Source organism: Microcoleus sp. N9_B4 (genome assembly GCF_036701635.1).
Lineage (GTDB): Bacteria > Cyanobacteriota > Cyanobacteriia > Cyanobacteriales > Microcoleaceae > Microcoleus.
This window is the reverse complement of record NZ_JAUBRC010000045.1, coordinates 1-18619: the sequence shown is the minus strand read 5'-3', so window position 1 is coordinate 18619 and position 18619 is coordinate 1. Positions and strand designations below refer to the sequence as shown.

At 45.3% G+C, this 18619-nt stretch carries 19 protein-coding genes; 15 read left to right on the top strand and 4 right to left on the bottom strand.

The genetic code is table 11. The features are described from left to right. Nucleotides 1-228: 228 nt before the first annotated feature. From psbZ to QUA43_RS24470, 5 genes are all read left to right on the top strand, one after another. Nucleotides 229-420, top strand: coding sequence for a photosystem II reaction center protein PsbZ (gene psbZ, locus QUA43_RS24490; RefSeq protein ID WP_190735314.1), 192 nt, complete (start codon nt 229-231; stop codon nt 418-420). 221 nt (nt 421-641) lie between these two features. Next, on the top strand, nt 642-1232 hold the full coding sequence (gene ribH, locus QUA43_RS24485; protein ID WP_333377177.1) for a 6,7-dimethyl-8-ribityllumazine synthase: 591 nt from the start codon (nt 642-644) through the stop codon (nt 1230-1232). Nucleotides 1233-1444: 212 nt separating this feature from the next. Further along, on the top strand, nt 1445-2755 hold the full coding sequence (rimO, locus tag QUA43_RS24480) for a 30S ribosomal protein S12 methylthiotransferase RimO (protein WP_333059616.1): 1311 nt from the start codon (nt 1445-1447) through the stop codon (nt 2753-2755). A 780-nt stretch (nt 2756-3535) separates the two neighbouring features. Next, nucleotides 3536-5002: a DEAD/DEAH box helicase gene (locus QUA43_RS24475; RefSeq protein WP_333085686.1), complete on the top strand. Its 1467-nt coding sequence runs from the start codon at nt 3536-3538 to the stop codon at nt 5000-5002. Between the two features lie 185 nt (nt 5003-5187). Further along, nucleotides 5188-5409 (top strand): hypothetical protein, encoded by a 222-nt coding sequence (locus tag QUA43_RS24470; protein ID WP_333377175.1) that lies wholly within the window; start codon nt 5188-5190, stop codon nt 5407-5409. 200 nt (nt 5410-5609) lie between these two features. On the opposite strand, the gene QUA43_RS24465 is transcribed toward QUA43_RS24470, so the two are convergent. After that, a complete protein-coding gene (locus QUA43_RS24465) occupies nt 5610-6155 on the bottom strand; it encodes a hypothetical protein (protein ID WP_333377173.1) in 546 nt (181 codons plus the stop codon). Between the two features lie 410 nt (nt 6156-6565). On the opposite strand from QUA43_RS24465, the gene QUA43_RS24460 reads away from it, so the two are divergent. After that, complete coding sequence (locus QUA43_RS24460) at nt 6566-7765, top strand: Coenzyme F420 hydrogenase/dehydrogenase, beta subunit C-terminal domain (protein WP_333377171.1); 1200 nt, start codon at nt 6566-6568, stop codon at nt 7763-7765. A 178-nt stretch (nt 7766-7943) separates the two neighbouring features. Beyond that, the gene (locus QUA43_RS24455) at nt 7944-8756 is read left to right on the top strand and encodes a leucine-rich repeat domain-containing protein (protein ID WP_333377169.1); all 813 of its coding nucleotides are present in this window, start codon (nt 7944-7946) and stop codon (nt 8754-8756) included. A 119-nt stretch (nt 8757-8875) separates the two neighbouring features. Here QUA43_RS24455 and QUA43_RS24450 read toward each other — a convergent pair whose 3' ends face one another. Then, nucleotides 8876-9247, bottom strand: a complete 372-nt coding sequence (locus QUA43_RS24450; protein WP_242725530.1) for a DUF2237 family protein — start codon at nt 9245-9247, stop codon at nt 8876-8878. 49 nt (nt 9248-9296) lie between these two features. After that, entirely contained in the window at nt 9297-9758 is a 462-nt protein-coding gene (locus tag QUA43_RS24445; RefSeq protein ID WP_333210498.1) for a GNAT family N-acetyltransferase, read from the bottom strand. 320 nt (nt 9759-10078) lie between these two features. Here QUA43_RS24445 and QUA43_RS24440 point away from each other — a divergent pair, with 320 nt between their 5' ends. Genes QUA43_RS24440 through QUA43_RS24415 form a run of 6 tightly spaced genes read left to right on the top strand, consistent with a single transcriptional unit; the run spans nt 10079 to nt 15203 of the window. Further along, a complete protein-coding gene (locus QUA43_RS24440; protein WP_333377168.1) occupies nt 10079-10660 on the top strand; it encodes a TetR/AcrR family transcriptional regulator in 582 nt (193 codons plus the stop codon). 9 nt (nt 10661-10669) lie between these two features. Beyond that, entirely contained in the window at nt 10670-12175 is a 1506-nt protein-coding gene (locus tag QUA43_RS24435; RefSeq protein WP_333210502.1) for an HlyD family efflux transporter periplasmic adaptor subunit, read from the top strand. Between the two features lie 34 nt (nt 12176-12209). After that, complete coding sequence (locus tag QUA43_RS24430; protein WP_333377166.1) at nt 12210-12842, top strand: Vat family streptogramin A O-acetyltransferase; 633 nt, start codon at nt 12210-12212, stop codon at nt 12840-12842. 46 nt (nt 12843-12888) lie between these two features. Then, on the top strand, nt 12889-13221 hold the full coding sequence (locus QUA43_RS24425) for a DUF2834 domain-containing protein (protein WP_333210506.1): 333 nt from the start codon (nt 12889-12891) through the stop codon (nt 13219-13221). Between the two features lie 34 nt (nt 13222-13255). Further along, the gene (gene devC / locus QUA43_RS24420) at nt 13256-14410 is read left to right on the top strand and encodes an ABC transporter permease DevC (protein ID WP_333210508.1); all 1155 of its coding nucleotides are present in this window, start codon (nt 13256-13258) and stop codon (nt 14408-14410) included. 58 nt (nt 14411-14468) lie between these two features. Next, nucleotides 14469-15203, top strand: a complete 735-nt coding sequence (locus tag QUA43_RS24415; RefSeq protein ID WP_333210510.1) for a DevA family ABC transporter ATP-binding protein — start codon at nt 14469-14471, stop codon at nt 15201-15203. A 34-nt stretch (nt 15204-15237) separates the two neighbouring features. On the opposite strand, the gene QUA43_RS24410 is transcribed toward QUA43_RS24415, so the two are convergent. Next, nucleotides 15238-16470, bottom strand: a complete 1233-nt coding sequence (locus QUA43_RS24410; protein WP_333210512.1) for a methionine gamma-lyase family protein — start codon at nt 16468-16470, stop codon at nt 15238-15240. A gap of 80 nt (nt 16471-16550) precedes the next feature. Between QUA43_RS24410 and QUA43_RS24405 the strand changes: the two genes are divergently transcribed. Further along, nucleotides 16551-17363, top strand: coding sequence for an acyl-CoA desaturase (locus tag QUA43_RS24405; RefSeq protein ID WP_333216150.1), 813 nt, complete (start codon nt 16551-16553; stop codon nt 17361-17363). Nucleotides 17364-17721: 358 nt separating this feature from the next. Continuing rightward, nucleotides 17722-18540 (top strand): fatty acid desaturase, encoded by an 819-nt coding sequence (locus tag QUA43_RS24400; protein ID WP_333377164.1) that lies wholly within the window; start codon nt 17722-17724, stop codon nt 18538-18540. Nucleotides 18541-18619 lie beyond the last annotated feature (79 nt).

Sequence of the window (18619 nt, the reverse complement as noted above, 5' to 3'; positions counted from 1 at the left end):
TCCAGTTTTCTGTGCTGTAACGAACAATGATAAAATTGATAAAAATCTTAAGAGCCGCTGACGCCTGTTCGCGCAACGCCCGAATTTGCCTCGGTTCTTTCGTATCAATCAACCGACAATTTCTCGATCAAGTATCGGGAAAATGTCAAAAACTAGAATTTGGAAGATTTTTTTCGGTTCTGGGAAACTATTTCCGATCAACGCACGGTTATATCGAAAGGAGAAAAGATGTTATCAATTCTGTTTCAAGTGGTTTTACTGGGTCTGGTACTGCTGTCTTTTGTGATGGTCGTTGGCGTGCCAGTTGCTTATGCCTCTCCCCAAAACTGGAATCAGTCTAAATCCCTGATTTATGTCGGATCGGGTCTGTGGTTTTTGCTGGTTATTGCAGTGGGTGTATTGAACTTTTTAGTCGTTTAATTTCACCCAAGTCTATCGAATACAGAAGGTAAAAGATAGAAGGATGAGGGCATTCACCAGGGATTGAAAGGCATTCGACAGAAGCTAGGAAATTTCCAGACCGCGCGATCCTGTATGTTTTTGCACTTGAGATTCAGATGAGATGCTGCTGCTTTCTGACTTTTGCCTTCTCGCAAACAAAAATCTAAAAATCTAAAACCTAAAATCTAAACTAGAGCAATATGACTGTTTTCGAGGGAACTTTTACTCACACCGAATCTTTGCGATTTGCGATTGTCATCGGTCGTTTTAACGATTTGGTGGTTAACAAACTTTTGGAGGGATGTCAAGATTGTTTGAAACGCCACGGGGTTGATATTAATCCTCATGGCTCTCAAGTGGACTTTTTTTGGGTTCCGGGAAGTTTTGAGATTCCTTTGGTGGCGCGCCAAGCTGCTCTTTCTCACCGCTACGATGCGGTAATTTGTCTGGGTGCGGTAATTCGGGGCCAAACTCCTCATTTCGATTTTGTGGCTGGTGAGGTTGCTAAGGGAATTGCTGCGGCTGCTTTTCAGACAGGGGTGCCGGTGATTTTTGGCGTGGTGACGACTGACACGATGCAGCAAGCTTTGGAAAGGGCTGGAATTAAAAGCAATTTGGGCTGGAATTATGCGATGAGTGCTTTGGAAATGGGCACTTTGATGCGCCAAGTTAAGGGTTTGGGCGGAAATTCTTACGATCCATTACCTGCGTCTGCTGCTGTTCAAGTGCTGTCAGGCGAAGCCAATCTGGCGATCGCCCCGGATGTATCGTCCGATCAAATCCCCTCGTAAGTTGGGTTAGCAGTATTTTTTAAGCTAAAAAGCATCAAGATTTGCATCGGTAAAAATCTTAAAACTCTTGTGGGGTGGTGATTAGGCCCGCCCCCAAAGTAAAAATTCCACTCTCGGCCGATCGAGAAATTAGACCAAATATCTTGCCAATTGGAAATGAGTGTGATATCATAAAAAGTTCTTAGAAATAGCGCAACACTAACTATTACTGCATGGCAACGAAGCCAACGATCGCATTTACTCACCTCGGCTGCGAAAAAAATCGCATCGATACCGAACACATGATCGGCTTGCTGGCTCAAGCGGGCTATCAAGTCGATTCTAATGAAGAATTAGCCGATTATGTTGTAGTCAATACTTGTAGTTTTATCCAAGCTGCGCGAGAAGAGTCGGTCCGCACCTTGGTAGAATTGGCAGAAGCTAATAAAAAAGTAGTGATCACCGGCTGCATGGCACAGCATTTTCAGCAGGAATTGCTGGACGAATTGCCCGAAGCAGTCGCAATTGTCGGCACTGGCGACTATCATAAAATCGTCAATGTTATGCAGCAGGTCGAAAAGGGCGATCGAGTTTCCCTCGTCTCTTCAGAACCTACTTACATCGCTGACGAAACTACTCCCCGCTACCGCACGACATCAGAAGGTGTGGCTTATCTGCGAATAGCAGAAGGCTGCGACTATCGCTGTGCATTTTGCATTATCCCGCACTTGCGCGGAAATCAAAGGTCGCGGACGATCGAGTCTATTGTCGCCGAAGCTAAGCAATTGGCGTCGGAAGGGGTAAAGGAAATTATCTTAATTTCTCAAATTACCACCAACTACGGCAAAGATATTTATGGCGAACCGAAACTAGCCGAACTGCTTCGCGCTTTGGGTGAAGTAGACGTACCTTGGATTCGGATGCACTACGCCTATCCTACAGGTTTGACTCCGCAAGTTGTCGCAGCCATCCGCGAAACACCCAACGTTTTGCCGTATTTGGATTTACCCCTGCAACATTCCCATCCCGAAATTTTGCGGGCGATGAATCGGCCTTTTCAAGCTGGGATCAATGATGCCATAGTCGATAGGCTCAAAGCAGCACTTCCGGGCGCCGTGATGCGAACAACTTTTATTGTTGGCTTCCCCGGCGAAACCGACGAACACGCAGCACACTTGCTGGAATTTGTCAAGCGCCACGAATTCGATCACGTAGGAGTTTTTGTATTTTCGCCAGAAGAAGGAACCCCAGCCTTCAGCTTGCCCCAGCAAATACCTGCAGAAATAATGGAAATGCGGCGCAATTCGGTAATGGCGGCACAACAACCTATATCATTGAAGAAGAATCAAGAGTCTGTCGGTCAGGTAGTTGATGTCCTGATAGAACAAGAACAACCAGAGACAGGCGAGTTGATTGGTAGATCCGCTCGGTTTTCCCCAGAAGTAGATGGACTCGTCTATGTGACAGGAGAAGCGCGACTGGGATCGATCGTATCTGTGAAAATTACTGGTGCAGATGTCTACGACCTCTACGGTCAAGTGTAAGTATTGCTGGAACTGTTGTCTTCTGAGACGGTGCGGCGAACAAAAACCGGACACGAGCCAAAAATGATTAGCGGATTGTGCAACAAAAGTAACGGTTAGTACACAATTGTGCAAAGATATGTAGCAAAGGGGTTCTAAACTTTTTTAGCCCCTATCTGGCAATCGACCCTCCCCGTCGGGGTGCGGTAATCTCTACAGAACATCGGAAAATTTTAACGAATTTAATGTTTTGTTTCTGAATGTAAAGAGTTATGATGATAACAAGCCAGAAATAAGCGGGGATAATTTGAGATTGCTTCGCCGTCCGCCCTACACCACAACGGTATCCCGAAAGAGTGTTGAGATGGATAGGCGGTAACGGTCGCCCCATCCCCTGCTCAATCCCGCAGGCGACGGATTGCGGGATAGCGCCTGAACCAAACAACCTGTTACTACTACTATGTAGTGAAGTGGGGCTGGTCATGATCCTCACTATAAAATGCCTAAGAGGGAAAGCTTGCAAGTACCTCAAAGGAAGTCCAATGTCCTGTTTTAAGAATGTTGGAAGCCTATAACCCGACCCCTGGCGGTTGGTATCGGCGATGTCACAAAATCAAAGACGGCTGTCGAATTGGTAAATTTAGTCACCATCGACGGAGCTGCCCTATACTCGATTGCTATTTAAGAAGGTGCGCGCAGGCGCAGCACCATAAAGAACTCTTATGAGTTCCTGCCCTAGAGCAGAAATCCGCATCCGAGTTGGGCAACTTAGAAGGCTAAGACTCGTTATTAGGAGCATTAATGAATTTATTGTTTGAAGGCTTAGGTCTTTCGGAAGAACTCGTTCTCCATCTGGAAACACTAGGCTTTACAGAACCTACTCCCATCCAAGTACAAGCAATTCCGCACCTGTTAGCAGGTCGCGACGTTGTGGGTCAAGCCCAAACAGGGACAGGCAAAACGGCAGCATTCTCGTTGCCCATCTTGGAGCGGATTGATTTAGATGTGACTGCGGTGCAAGCACTGGTGCTGACGCCGACTCGCGAATTGGCGATGCAAGTAACTGAAGCCATCCGCGATTTGAGCGGCATCAGCAGCGACGGCCCGGTAAAAGTGGGTCGCTCTCTGCAAGTTCTGACAGTGTACGGCGGTCAATCGATCGATCGTCAAATGCAGCGTTTGAAGCGCGGCGTTCACGTCGTTGTCGGTACACCCGGACGCATATTGGATATGCTCAGCCGCGGCAGCCTGAAACTAGACAAGGTAAAATGGCTGGTTTTGGATGAAGCTGACGAAATGCTGAGCATGGGCTTTATCCAAGATGTGGAAAAAATCTTGGATGCTGCACCAAAAGAACGTCAAACGGCATTTTTCTCGGCGACGATGGAAGCTTCCATTCGGAAATTGGTGGCACGGCATTTGCGTAACCCAGTCAACGTCACCGTAGAACAGCCCAAAGCAACGCCAAAGCGCATCAGCCAAGGCGTGTACATGATTCCCCGTGGCTGGTCGAAGGCAAGAGCCCTACAGCCAATTTTAGAAATGGAAGACCCGGAATCTGCACTAATTTTTGTGCGGACTCGGCAGTCGGCTGCAGAACTCACCAGCCAACTGCAAGCAGCAGGTCACAGCGTTGATGAGTATCACGGTAATTTGAATCAGGCACAGCGGGAACGCTTGCTGCATCGGTTCCGCCAATGTCAGGTGCGCTGGGTAGTGGCGACTGATATTGCGGCGCGGGGTTTGGACGTGGATCACTTGACTCACGTGATTAACTACGATTTGCCCGACAGTGTGGAAAGCTACGTTCACCGGATCGGACGCACGGGCCGGGCTGGTCGCGAAGGAACGGCGATTACGCTGATTCAACCGGTCGATCGCCGCAAACTGCGCTTGATTGAACGCCACGTGCGATCGAGCTTGACGGTGCGAAACATTCCGACACGGGCGCAAATTGAAGCTCGTCAGTTGGAAAAGATGCAGGGTAAAGTTCGCGAAGCTTTGGCTGGCGAACGGATGGCATCTTTCTTGCCTCTGGTGTCTCAGTTATCCGAGGAGTACGACTCCCACGCGATCGCCGCTGCTGCTTTGCAAATGGCTTTCGATCAAAGCCGTCCTGCTTGGATGGGCGCGGATTACGCTCAACAAGAAGATCCCCCGATTGGTGGAGAAAACAGCGTCAAGCCTATCTTGATCAAGAAGCGGGCTAAGACTGGTGAGGCGACTTTTTCTGGAGCACCGAGTGCTCCTGTTCCCCAGAACCGCTAATTGGTAGGGTGCACATTGTGCACCTTATTTAGAATTACTGTAGAGATGCGATCGATCGCACCTCTACTTTTTTTTATGGGTAATATCAAATCCGTTGAGATCGGAATTATTCATCTCTCTCTTCTCTTCCTCTGTGCCCTCTGCGCTCTCTGCGGTTTAATTATTCCAAAACAACATAAGTCAATATGCAAGTTAGCGATCGGACAATTTCGGTAACTAATTCTACACTGAGAACGTTAATTGATGAATTGGGTACGGAGTGTCAAAATGTGATTACTTTAATCCATCAGCTTCAGTTACCTGATTTGAGCGATCGACAAAAAGCTGAAATTCTAGCAGAGTTCCTTCCTCTCTGCAATCCATCTCAACGTTCACTGCGGAGAGGATTTTCAGACACTAATTGCTGAGGAAATGACACAATTGTCGGATGATGATGAAGAGGATTAAAAAGAATCGGGCGATTCCCTACGGGATAGCTACGCACGCGCGTACATCAGGAAAAAGCCCTCCAGTCAACTCACAGAAAGGCTAAAAATCCTCATAAATAAGGAATAAAGTGCTTACTACAAACTTGTGAACCGGGATTTTTGCACTGTGGTTTAATATTTCAGTTTAGCTGCGTGCTCACAAGAATTTTTTGTACGCGATCGCCCTTAATTTCCACAATCAAATTAGAAGCCATTTGGTCATTGCTGTAAGTCAACCGAGTCACTCCACCCTGCACAGATTGCGACCCGTAACCGTAAATTTTAACGACTTTTTGGCTGTTATCTCCTACCTTCACCCCATCCATTGTCAGAAACTTGGGATTGGTAGTAGAAATTAAATAAACTTTTCCCTCCCATGCTGCTACCGTCAATCCTGAGTAGGTTAGCGTGCGAATCTTGCCACCGAGGCCAGGCCCAGCAGGTTTAGTTTCGTCGCGCTGCGGTTTTCCCAACTTGCGTTTTGCCTCTTCTACAGGCATCCCCAACCGAACGCCGCCAATCCCCAGGCGCGAATAGTTCAGCGCCGCCGGCTTTTGTGTCGCGCTGAGCATTCTTTCTAGAGTCGCAACAGTTTGATTCATAGCGGGAACAGGACGAACTAAAGCAGCAAATCCTAAGCTCGAAATTGCGAGATTCATCATGATGCCAGCGAGGGCTGTTGTCACAAACATTTTTACCATTTTTTTATAGCTTTATTTGGCAATGTATTCGCGCGATCGCCCGCTCGATCCGGATTGATACTAATAGGACTTACACAAACACTCCTGGACGCACGGCGATGCTCTGAAACTGATTTTTTTACTAAAACTACACAAAGAAACCCGGTTTTTACCATAAATCTTAGGTTTAACAGTGAGGTATTCAGCAAGAAACCCGGTTTTTAGCGCAACCTAGGTAAGTCCTGACTAATATTTTTTAACTTGTGAAAACCGCCAATTTCGGGCGAACCGAATTTGCCCCCGCACAAGCTTGCGTCCGCCTGCGAGGACTGAAAGAAAGAATAAAGGAGGTAAATCAAGGGAAATTGCTGTGATATCCTAACAAAAGCCATATCTGCATAAAATAAGTAATTTAGATGACCGCAACAGATTCTGCTAAGCACCAAAAATCCAAGGCCCTTAAACCGGGTAGCCGCCGCCCCGCTAAAGAACTTTGCAGCGAGTGTGGTTTGTGCGATACATATTACATTCATTATGTCAAGGAATCTTGTGCTTTCTTAACACAGCACATCGCGGAATTAGAAGCAGAGATTCACGGGCGATCGCGCAATCTCGACAATCCCGACGATTGGTATTTCGGAGTCAGTCAAAACATGATGGCGGCTCGGAAAAAAGAGCCGATCGAGGGCGCTCAGTGGACGGGAATCGTCAGCACAATTGCCATTGAAATGCTCGAAAAAGGAATTGTAGAAGGCGTTGTTTGCGTCCAAAATACTAAGGAAGACCGCTTTCAACCCATGCCGATTATTGCGAGAAATCGCGAAGAAATTCTGGCAGCAAAAGTAAACAAACCCACTCTCTCTCCCAACCTTTCAGTATTAGAACAAATCGAAAAATCTGGGATTAAGCGGCTGTTAGTAATTGGCGTGGGCTGTCAAATTCAAGCCTTGCGAACAGTCGAGAAAAAACTCGGTTTAGAAAAGCTCTACGTTTTAGGAACTCCCTGCGTGGATAATGTCAGCCGTGCAGGCTTGCAGAAATTCCTAGATACGACTAGCCGTTCTCCCGAAACAGTTGTATCTTATGAGTTTATGCAAGACTTTAACGTTCACTTCAAACACGAAGATGGTTCGGAAGAAAAAGTGCCGTTTTTTGGCTTGAATACTAAGGAATTGAAAGAGGTTTTTGCTCCTTCTTGTTTGAGCTGTTTTGATTATGTGAATTCTTTAGCAGATTTAGTTGTGGGCTACATGGGAGCACCCTTTGGCTGGCAGTGGATTGTAGTGCGAAATGACACCGGGCAAGAGATGTTAGATTTGGTAACGGATCAGTTAAATACTCAGCCGGTGATGTCTAAGGGAAACCGAAAAGAAGCCGTTCAGCAAAGCATTCCGGCTTACGAAAAAGGAGTGACTTTGCCAATGTGGGCGGCGAAGTTAATGGGAGTGTTTATTGAGAGAATTGGGCCGAAGGGTTTGGAATATGCTCGGTTTTCGATTGATTCTCATTTCACTCGCAATTATCTGTACGTGAAGCGCAATTACCCGGAGAAATTGGAGGCTCATGTGCCGGAATATGCTAAGCGGATTGTCGCGCAGTATAAGTTGCCTGAGTGAGGTGATTCGGAGAGTTTTTAAGAGGTATTTTGCAGGGACATGATATTGCCCTCTTTCCTTCAGTCTGGCAGGGGTTTCAACCCCTGCCTCAAAGCTTAAGTCCTTTGAAAAGGACTGAATTAATTATTGGTTGTGTTTGTGCAAGAGGGCTTTAACTTTCAATTAGATATATAAGATTATGACACTTATAGTGGCACAGAAATATATCAATTTACCAAGGTCGATCGCACTTACTTGTTGTGTGCTTCTAGCATTATCTGGAAATGGAGTGTCGGCGAAGGCTGCAGAAACGCGATCGGGAAACAAAACATTTGCTGAATGGTGTCGCGAAAAAGATTCTTTGACTCCAGAAGCTAAACATACAGTTGAGGTGCTGTTGAAGGAAGCAGAAACTACTGAGTGCGATGCGGCTAATCAGAAACTTTCGAGTCTCACCGCACTCTTCCTCTGGGGTAATCAAATCAGCGACATCAAACCTTTAGAATCTTTGACTAACCTGATTACACTCCACATTAGTAACAATCAAATCAGTGACATCAAACCGCTAGCATCTTTGCCTAACCTGATTACACTCTCCGTCGGCAACAATCAAATCAGCGACATCAAACCGCTAGCATCCTTGACTAACCTGACTACTCTGCAACTCAACAACAATCAAATCAGCGACATCAAACCGCTGGCATCTTGGACTAACCTGACTTGGTTAGACATCAGCAACAATCAAATTATTGACATCAAACCGCTAGCATCCTTGACTAAACTGACTTGGTTAGACCTCAACAATAATAAAATCAGCGACATCAAACCATTGCTATCTTTGACTAAACTGGCTGCGATCAATCTCGAAAACAATCAAATCAATGACATCAAACCATTGCAATCCTTAACTAACCTGACTTGGTTACAACTCAGCGGAAATCCGATCGCCCCCAAAACTTGCCCTCTCAAACCAGAGTCTATCTGTAAGTGGGAACCACAAACTCAACAATAAAACTTTACAGTGACGCCCGATCGCACTTAAATATTTGAGTTACGAAGGATAAATTTGCTATTCATCATAAAAGCACGATCGCCCTTATTGACTAAAAGCGATCGCACACCAACATCCTCCTACAAATCAGCAGCGTGCTGCTTCAATTCATCCAAAGAAACGTATTCCAAAGTCAAGGCGTGAGTCGCAGCCAAAACCACAAGCGGCGCACATCCCGCATCCATTGCTTCCTTCCAGCGAGACGCGCACAAACACCAGCAATCCCCAGGCTTCAAACCGGGAAAGTTAAATTCGGGAACCGGAGTGCTCAAATCATTTCCGTTAGATTTAGTGAATTGCAAAAACTCTTCTGTCAGTTGAGCACAAACAGTGTGAGCCCCAAAGTCGCCACCACCTGTATTGCATTTGCCGTCCCGATAATATCCTGTCATGGGCGAAGTGCAGCAAGTCTCTAACTTTCCGCCCAGCACATTTGTAGCTTCCGTCACCATCGCAACTCCTGAGTAAAACTCTTCGATCTAATTTTACACAACTCGTTGTTTATATATTTTTTTCCATGACAAAGTTGATTAATTTTTGTCCTCTGCATTCTACTTCTTGTTTTCTAATCACAATAAATCCCTGGCTTTCAAAAAAAGGTCGAGCTGTAATGCTGGCTTCGGTAAATAACTTGTTAATTCCTAAGTCTTGGGCTTTTGACTCAATTTGTTTTAAAATTAGCCTGCCAACTCCTTGCCTTTGAAAATGTTGATGACAGAAAAAGCAATCGATATGGCCGCTTGCTTCTAATTCCCCAAAACCTGCAATTTTCTCACCCTCTTCTGCTACGAAAGTAAATTTACTGCTTAAACTTTTAGTCCAACTTTCGATATCGATATCGGCTGGAGCCCAAGCATCTACTTGTGCTTGTGTGTAATCGCGGATGTTTACTTCGTGTACCGTGTCGTAAAACAGTTTTACAATTTGTTGGGTATCACCGATTTCGTAGGTTCGTACTCTCATAAATTATCTCACTGCGATCGCTTCTTTAATATTAATTTGAGGTTTTTAACCCCTTCAGAACGCGGATGGATGTTGTCTTTTACCATTGTGTCTCATTTCTTGCAGGGCGATCGGCCAAAAAATTCTTCCCTAGCCCTTGACAAACTCTACTACTCTGTGTTCTATTAAATATAACGACTGTTCGATATATATCAATCCTGCCCGCTGACCCAAAAAATCAATTTTGTAGTGATTGATACTATATCGCACGTTCGATATAGAATTATCAGACCAATAAATTTTAGACTTTAGATAATCTAAAATCTAAAATCTATTCACCCATGCCAAAAATAGTTGACCGCGATCGATACCGTAAAGAACTACTAAACAAATGCTTTGACATATTTGCCGAAAAAGGTTACTCATCAGTAACTATGCGGGAAATTGGGTCAGAAATCGGAGTTTCTACAGGAACCCTTTATCACTACTTCCCGAGTAAAGAAAGTTTGTTCGAGCAGTTAATTGAATACTTGAGCTATGAAGATACAAAAGAAGAAGCAATTGCCGAACTGGGAAATCCGCCAACTTTAGCCGAAAAAATTGAAAAACTGATGGATTACTTCAGCAAAAATGAAGATTACATCCTGAAAAGTCTGTTAATGACATTTGAGTTTTGCCAACAAAAAACTCGTCAAGAGATTGACAGCAATCAAGCACTTCAGGAATCGGGAAAGCGTTACGAAGAGGCAGTCAGTTGCTACTTAGGTATCTCCGATCCAGCAATCGCTAGATTTATCATCTGTTATGGTGACGGTTTGCTGGTAAGAAGGTTTTATCAAGGTGAAAGAATATCTGTTGCAGAACAATGGACTTTATTAAAAGAGATGTTGCTCGCTTATTTAGACAAAAATAGCTGCAAGTAGAGGACAAGTATGAATTTTCAATCTTGGATAGAACCTAAAAATAGATTAGTCATCGGAATGGCAATTGCTGCCAGCATCATTACCAGCGGTACAGCTTTTTACGGGATTTCTCAGTTGGCACCGTTGGCTAAAAATACTGAACCTTTGCGTGCGGAAATACCACCACCGAGGAAAATAACGGCATTAGGAAGATTGGAACCGCAAGGAGAAGTGGTTCGCTTGGGAGTATCGCAGAGTTTAGATGGCGATCGCATTTCCCAGCTTTTAGTCAAAGAGGGCGATCAAGTCAAAGCAGGACAACTAATCGCGATTTTGGATGCGCGCGATCGGCTGCAATCTGTTTTAGATGAAACTCAAGAGAAAGTCAAAGTTGCTCGAGCCCGTTTAGCACAAGTAAAAGCTGGTGCAAAGTCGGGAGAACTTGCCGCACAATCTGCCACAATTGGCAAGCTAGAAGCGGAACTGCAAGGCAACAAAACTGCACAACAAGCAACAGTCGATCGCCTGCAAGCACAATGGCAAGGCGACAGAACCGCACAGCAAGCAACTCTCAGCCGAATCACGGCCCAGTGGCAAGGGGAGAGGAAAGCACAACAGGCAATAATTAGCCGAATAGCGGCACAATGGCAAGGAGAAAAAACTGCACAAATAGCAGCGATCGACAAATTGCAAGCCGAGTTTAATAACGCTAAAGCTGAAGATTTCCGACATCAGCAACTCGCGGGTGAAGGTGCAATTTCTAAATCCGTAAGAGATACTAAGCGGTTGGCATTAGAAACAAGTCGCCAGCAAATTAAAGAAGCACAAGCTAATCTCAGCCGAATTAATAATACGGCAAAGCAGCAACTTGAAGAAGCGCAAGCAAACCTCGATCGCATTAACAATACAGCCAAACAGCAAATTAACGAAGCAGAAGCAAACCTAACTCGCATTAACAGTACATCAATCCAGCAACTTAACGAGGCTCAATCAACACTCAAACGCATTCAAGAAACTGGCCTCGAACAACTAGAAGAAGCGAAATCAAATTTTGACAAAATAGCCGAAGTGCGCCCCGTAGACGTGCAAGCAGCCGAAGCTGAGATCCAAAGTGCGATCGCCCAAGTCAAGCGCGCCCAAACCGAACTAAATCAAGCTTCCATTCGCACGCCAAATGCTGGAAAAATCCTGAAAATTCATACTCGTGCTGGTGAAAAAATTAGTGATAACGGCATTGCAGACTTAGGAGAAACCAATCAAATGGTAGTCGTGGCGGAAGTTTATCAAACCGAGATTAGCAAAATTAAACTCGGACAAAAAGCAGCCGTGACTAGCCAAGCATTTTCAGGAGAGTTGCAGGGAACTGTCAAAGAGATTGGGTTAAAAGTAAGTAAACAAAATGTTTTTAGTAACCAACCAGGAGAAAACTTGGATAGCCGAGTAGTAGAAGTAAAAATTCACCTGAATCCTGAAGCTAGCAAACAAGTTGCAGGATTGACCAATTTGCAAGTACAAGTAGCAATTAAACAAAACTAAAGTCTTTACTAAAAACCTTGGAGGATTGAAAGTTATGGCAGAATTTGGTCCCGATCCGAACCGACCTTATCCGATGGCAGACCAGCGCCGGGTTTGCTTTATCAAAAACTTCATAAAATCCCCCAATATTATCGTCGGCGATTACTCATATTATGACGATCCAATAGAGCCAGAGAACTTTGAGAAAAATGTACTTTATAATTACGGAAGTGAGAAATTAATTATTGGTAAATTTTGTGCGATCGCCACTAACGTCAAATTCATTATGAGCGGTGCAAACCACAAACTAGACGGCATTTCTACCTATCCTTTTCCCGTCTTTGGGAATGGTTGGGAAACAGCCATGAATCTATTAATCGAACTGCCAAGTAAAGGCGATACTGCGATCGGCAATGACGTTTGGATCGGCTATGAATCGGTGATTATGCCGGGAGTCAAAATCGGCGACGGTGCAATCGTTGCCGCCAAAGCAGTTGTAGTAAAAGATGTTCCCGCTTACACCGTTGTCGGTGGAAACCCCGCACGTTCAATCAGACAGCGTTTCAGCGATGCTGAAGTTGCACAACTATTAGAAATTCGGTGGTGGGATTGGGAAATTGACAAGATTTATCGCAACATTAACTTAATTATGCAATCTGATATTAAAGCGCTCAGTAATGCTGAGTAAACTCGCAAATATAGCGATTTAAAATTAACAACCTGGAGGTTTACCAATGCTTCAAATTGCATACTTAGTTCTCTGTATTCTGGGCACTGCTTTACCGTATTCCCAGTTTGTCCCGTTTCTCTTAGAAAAAGGGTTGAATATTAACGCTTTCTTCGGACAATTGTTTGCAAATCAAATTTCCGGCTTTTTTGGCATGGATGTAATCGTCTCTGCCGTGGTTTTTTTGTTTTTTGTATTTAGCGAAGGTTCGCGTCTGAGAATGAAAAACTTGTGGATTTATATTGCCACTTTACTGGTTGGTGTTTCCCTGGGTTTGCCTTTATTTCTCCTAATGCGGCAACGCAAACTTGAAGAAACAGCTTTAAATAACCAACAATAAATCCCCAATTCCCAATTCCCAATTCCCAAAATTTATGTTTCGCAACACACCCCTTGCATGGTTGCAAGTAACTAGAGAAAAAACCCGCCTCGCTGTTGCTATAGCAGGAATTGCCTTTGCAGATATTCTGATTTTTGTGCAACTGGGATTTCAAGATGCACTATTCGATTCTGCCGTTAAGCCGCACCAAAGTTTACAGACAGATTTAGTTTTAATCAATCCTCAATTTGAAACTTTTGCTGCGGTAAAAGATTTCAATCGAGAGCGACTTTACCAAGCACAAGGAGTAGAAGGAGTAAAATCCGTCACTTCCTTATATATTGGTATGGGAGAGTGGCGAAATCCCACAACCCGCACTACTCGATCGATTTTAATTTTTGGAATCGACCCCGGAAACATAACATTTAATTTGCCTGATGTCAATCAAAAATTGCCTCAAATTCAAATGTTTAATCATGTGTTGTTTGACCAATCTTCTCGACCTGAATACGGCGAGATTGCCAATATTTTTCACCAACAATCTACCCTCGAAACAGAACTAAATAAACGCAATATTAAAGTAGGAGGAGTCTTTACTCTCGGTACTTCCTTCGTGGCTGATGGCAATGTCATTGCCAGCGATTCTACATTCATGAACTTATTTCCCGAGCGCACACCAGATCAAGTTGATGTCGGCTTAATCAACCTACAACCCGATGCCGATATCAAAAAAACCCAGTCAATGATCAAAGCTATATTGCCCGATGATGTCAAAGTTTTAACCCTAGCAGAATTTGCAGAAATTGAAAAAGGTTATTGGGCAAATGCTACTCCGATCGGCTTTATTTTCGGATTCGGTACAATTATCGGATTCGTTGTTGGTCTGATTATTGTTTACCAAATTCTTTACTCAGACGTTTCCGATCACTTAGCGGAATATGCGACTTTAAAAGCAATGGGATATAGCGATCGCTATTTAGTCGGAGTCTTAATTCAGGAAGCTCTGCTATTAGCTGTATTAGGTTTTATGCCGGGAATTGTTTTAGCCAACGGACTGTATTCGCTAGCACAATCTGCCACTTTACTGCCAATTGCGATGAGCACAAATCGAGCGGTTGTAGTGTTAAGTTTGACGATCGTGATGTGTACTGGTTCCGGCGCCCTCGCCCTCCGCAAACTCCAATCAGCCGACCCCGCAGACATCTTCTAATCTGCGTTCATCAGGGTCAATCTGCCTGCATCGGTCAAAAAAGCTCCCAAAAATCACCATGCAAACCCTAAATTTTCCCGCTAACCCAACTACCGCAACCGAACCAGTAATTTTAGTCAAAAACCTCAACCATTACTTCGGTCAAGGCTCTCTCAAAAAACAAGCCTTATTTGACATAAATCTCGACATCAACCCCGGAGAAATAGTCATCATGACGGGGCCCTCTGGTTCCGGCAAAACAACTTTATTGACAATGTTAGGCGGGCTGCGTTCGGCTCAAGAAGGCAGTCTCAAAATTCTTGGGCAAGAAATACACGGAGCTAGCAAAACTCAGTTAACTAAACTCAGAAAGCAAATTGGCTATATTTTTCAAGCACATAACTTGATGACATTCTTGACAGCCAAGCAAAACGTGCGAATGTCTTTGGAACTGCACAAAGAAATGCTAAATCAGAATATGGATGGTTTGTCAATAGCAATGTTAGAAGCAGTTGGTTTGGGAGAGCGGGCTAATTATTACCCCGAAAATTTGTCGGGAGGACAGAAACAAAGAGTTGCGATCGCCCGTGCGTTAGTCAGCCGCCCTAAAATAGTTTTAGCTGACGAACCAACCGCCGCTTTAGACAAAAAATCCGGGCGAGATGTCGTAGAAATTATGCAAAAACTCGCAAAAGAACAAGGCTGCACGATTTTGCTAGTAACGCACGATAACCGCATTCTCGATATTGCCGATCGAATTATCTACATGGAAGACGGTCGATTAGTGACAAATCTCGCCGATCGACCTCAATAGGGCGCACCATCATCAACGGAAGTGCGCCCGCGCCCTACTTAGCTGGGCCCACAGCCTCGATCGCATCCTCCAGGGCGATCGATACATGAGTCCAATGAGTTCCCCCCTGACAAAAAGCCACGTAAGGCTCCCGCAGAGGCCCGTCAGCCGAAAACTCCGACGTACTCCCATCAATAAAAGTACCCCCAGCCATCACTAACTGACTTTCATACCCGTGCATCGGAGCCGGCACCGGATCTAAATAGGAACCGACGGGGGAATTTTGCTGAACAGCCCGACAAAAAGCAATTAACTTATCAGCAGAACCGAATTCGATCGCCTGAATCACATCTCGTCTTCTAGCCAAAGGCATAGGATTCACTCGATAACCCAACTTATAAAAAACATAAGCCGTCAAATGATTGCCCTTCATCGCCTCCCCCACACAACCGGGAGCCATAAACAAACCCTGAAACAGCAACCGATTCAAATCAAAAGTTGCGCCTCCGCTGCTGCCAATTCCTGGCGCCGTCAAGCGACAAGTTGCCGCCTCCACTAAATCAGCCCTCCCGGCTACGTAACCGCCCGCAGGGACGATCGTACCCCCCGGATTTTTGATTAAAGAACCAGCCATCAGATCCGCACCCACAGCAGTAGGTTCGCAATCATCAACAAACTCCCCGTAACAATTATCCACAAAGCATATTGTGTTAGGATTCTGATGTTTGACTATGGCGACGATTTTTTCAATTTCAGAAATAGACAAACTCGACCGCCAAGAATAGCCGCAAGAGCGCTGGATAAAAACCAGGCGAGTCTTTGCTGAAATAGTAGAACTCAATGCCTGCCAATCCACACTTCCTTCGCGAGTTAGAGGCAACTCACGGTAACTAATGCCAAACTCAAGCAGTGAACCTTGACCTTGCCCCCGCAAGCCGATCACTTCTTCTAAAGTATCGTAGGGAGAACCAGCCACTGCCAACATTTCGTCACCCGGACGCAGGATGCCAAAAAGAGCACAGGCGATCGCGTGAGTACCCGAAACAAACTGTACCCGGACAGCCGCAGCCTGGGCCCCTACCACTTCGGCAAACACCCCGTCCAAAGTCTCCCGACCCAAATCATCGTGGCCGTAACCCGTAACCCCTGCAAAATGGTGGACTCCAACCCGGTGGCTGCGAAAAGCTTTTAAGACTCGTTGAAGATTTTGCTTGACTGTAGTGTCAATACCAGAAAAAATCTGAAAGAGTGCCTGTTCTGCTTCCTGTAGCCGTGAAACGCTATTCATCTATACCTCGCTCACCCTTTGCGTGCGCGCTGTTCATTATGGCGTAGATGCGGCCCCTAGTTTGTAAACATAATATATTCATGACGATTGCAACTTCCAAAAAAACTTCTCCTGATTGGCCTGTCGTAGGCTTTATGGCCTTTCTGCACATCGGTGCTTTATTTGCTTTGCTGCCGGGTAATTTTAGCTGGTCTGCGGTTGGGCTAGCAGTCTTCCTGCATTGGGTAACAGGTGGTTTAGGAATTACTCTTGGATATCACCGCCTCGTCACCCACCGCAGTTTTCAAACACCGAAATGGCTAGAGTATTTTCTAGTTATTTGCGGTACCCTTTCCTGTGAAGGTGGCCCGATCGACTGGGTAGGAATGCACCGGTTACACCACATACATTCCGACACCGAAACAGATCCCCACGATTCCAATCAAGGCTTTTGGTGGAGCCACATGGGCTGGATGCTCTCGGATCTCCCGATCAGAGTGGAAATCCCCCGCTTTACTAAAGACATCGGCGACGACCCAGTATACAAGTTTCTCCAAGCATATTTTATCCCCATCCAAGTCGTCTTCGGTGTGTTGCTTTATTTATTAGGCGGCTGGTCTTTCGTGGTTTGGGGCGTGTTTATGCGGATCGTGGTGGTGTTCCACTGCACTTGGCTGGTTAACAGCGCTACCCACAAATTTGGCTACCGCACGTACGAGTCGGGCGATCGATCGACCAACTGCTGGTGGGTTGCCCTGCTTACCTACGGCGAAGGCTGGCACAATAACCACCACGCCTTTCAATACTCGGCGCGCCACGGTCTCCAATGGTGGGAAATCGACTTCACCTGGATGACAATTCAACTGCTGCAAGCACTTGGTTTGGCAACCAAAGTGAAATTAGCAGAAAAATAGCGATCGGCAATTAGTCATTGGTTGTCGCTCATCAGTTCTGGACTAATGGCTGGTGACCAATGCCTAATCCTGTTTTTGCGATCGGTATAGGTTGGGTTGAACAGAGATCGAATCCCCTGGTGCGATCGACCCAACCCAAACCAGAATCAGTTATAATATAATTGGGAACAAAAAATTTTGTTTGGCAGCCAAATTTTTTATTTTCAGAATACAACCGTAAATCTTTTTCAATCCTAATCCCAAATCTATCATTGATTCTTTATTAGTTTGGGCAAGAGTGCAGCAAAAAAGTTCACTGCTCAATCCCAACTATTATGCGTGAATCTAGCTCGGCATCTCATCAGAAATCAAAAAGAGAATGACAATTGCAACGCAAGAAAAACTCCAATACAATTGGAAGCACGTTATTAGTTTAGCAGGACTTCATATCGGCGCTTTGTTCGCACTGCTACCCAGTAACTTCAATTGGACAGCAGTTGGTTTAACCGTATTTATGCACTGGATAACCGGCGGTTTGGGAATAACCCTGGGATGGCATCGTCTGCTCACCCACCGCAGTTTTCAGACACCAAAATTCGTAGAATACTTTCTAGCATTTTGCGGAGCCCTTGCCTGTCAAGGAGGAATAATTGATTGGGTTGGGCTGCACCGATTGCACCACACCCACTCTGACCAAAATGCGCTCGACCCTCACAATGCCCAAAAGGGTTTTTGGTGGAGTCATATCGGCTGGATGCTATATAAAGGTCCAGCTCACGCTGAAATTGCCCGCTGCACAAAAGACATTTCGAGCGATCCATTTTACCAATTTTTGCAAAACTACTTTCTCCCGATGCAAATCGTCTTTGGCGTCTTGCTTTACTTAGCAGCAGGCTGGCCGTTTGTAGTGTGGGTGATTTTTGTACGCTTAGTTTTGGTGTATCACTGCACCTGGTTTGTTAACAGCGCCACTCACAAATTTGGCTACCGCACCTACGAAACAAACGATAGTTCTACTAACTGTTGGTGGGTGGCTGTCCTGACTTACGGCGAAGGCTGGCACAACAACCACCATGCTTATCAATACTCTGCGCGTCACGGGATGGAATGGTGGGAAATTGACTTCACTTGGATGACTATTCAAGTTTTGGAAGCACTAGGTTTGGCTACTAAGGTGAAATTACCAGCAGCAAAATAGCAGCATGGGGCATGGGGCATGGGGCATGGGGCATGGGGCATGGGGCATGGGGCATGGGGCATGGGGCATGGGGCATGGG

Excerpts from the sequence above, each read along its gene's own strand:
- psbZ (WP_190735314.1), top strand. The coding sequence starts at position 229 with ATGTTATCAATTCTGTTTCAAGTGGTTTTACTGGGTCTGGTACTGCTG.
- ribH (WP_333377177.1), top strand. The coding sequence starts at position 642 with ATGACTGTTTTCGAGGGAACTTTTACTCACACCGAATCTTTGCGATTT.
- rimO (WP_333059616.1), top strand. The coding sequence starts at position 1,445 with ATGGCAACGAAGCCAACGATCGCATTTACTCACCTCGGCTGCGAAAAA.
- QUA43_RS24475 (WP_333085686.1), top strand. The coding sequence starts at position 3,536 with ATGAATTTATTGTTTGAAGGCTTAGGTCTTTCGGAAGAACTCGTTCTC.
- QUA43_RS24470 (WP_333377175.1), top strand. The coding sequence starts at position 5,188 with ATGCAAGTTAGCGATCGGACAATTTCGGTAACTAATTCTACACTGAGA.
- QUA43_RS24460 (WP_333377171.1), top strand. The coding sequence starts at position 6,566 with ATGACCGCAACAGATTCTGCTAAGCACCAAAAATCCAAGGCCCTTAAA.
- QUA43_RS24455 (WP_333377169.1), top strand. The coding sequence starts at position 7,944 with ATGACACTTATAGTGGCACAGAAATATATCAATTTACCAAGGTCGATC.
- QUA43_RS24450 (WP_242725530.1), bottom strand. The coding sequence starts at position 9,247 with ATGGTGACGGAAGCTACAAATGTGCTGGGCGGAAAGTTAGAGACTTGC.
- QUA43_RS24445 (WP_333210498.1), bottom strand. The coding sequence starts at position 9,758 with ATGAGAGTACGAACCTACGAAATCGGTGATACCCAACAAATTGTAAAA.
- QUA43_RS24440 (WP_333377168.1), top strand. The coding sequence starts at position 10,079 with ATGCCAAAAATAGTTGACCGCGATCGATACCGTAAAGAACTACTAAAC.
- QUA43_RS24435 (WP_333210502.1), top strand. The coding sequence starts at position 10,670 with ATGAATTTTCAATCTTGGATAGAACCTAAAAATAGATTAGTCATCGGA.
- QUA43_RS24430 (WP_333377166.1), top strand. The coding sequence starts at position 12,210 with ATGGCAGAATTTGGTCCCGATCCGAACCGACCTTATCCGATGGCAGAC.
- QUA43_RS24425 (WP_333210506.1), top strand. The coding sequence starts at position 12,889 with ATGCTTCAAATTGCATACTTAGTTCTCTGTATTCTGGGCACTGCTTTA.
- devC (WP_333210508.1), top strand. The coding sequence starts at position 13,256 with ATGTTTCGCAACACACCCCTTGCATGGTTGCAAGTAACTAGAGAAAAA.
- QUA43_RS24415 (WP_333210510.1), top strand. The coding sequence starts at position 14,469 with ATGCAAACCCTAAATTTTCCCGCTAACCCAACTACCGCAACCGAACCA.
- QUA43_RS24410 (WP_333210512.1), bottom strand. The coding sequence starts at position 16,470 with ATGAATAGCGTTTCACGGCTACAGGAAGCAGAACAGGCACTCTTTCAG.
- QUA43_RS24405 (WP_333216150.1), top strand. The coding sequence starts at position 16,551 with ATGACGATTGCAACTTCCAAAAAAACTTCTCCTGATTGGCCTGTCGTA.
- QUA43_RS24400 (WP_333377164.1), top strand. The coding sequence starts at position 17,722 with ATGACAATTGCAACGCAAGAAAAACTCCAATACAATTGGAAGCACGTT.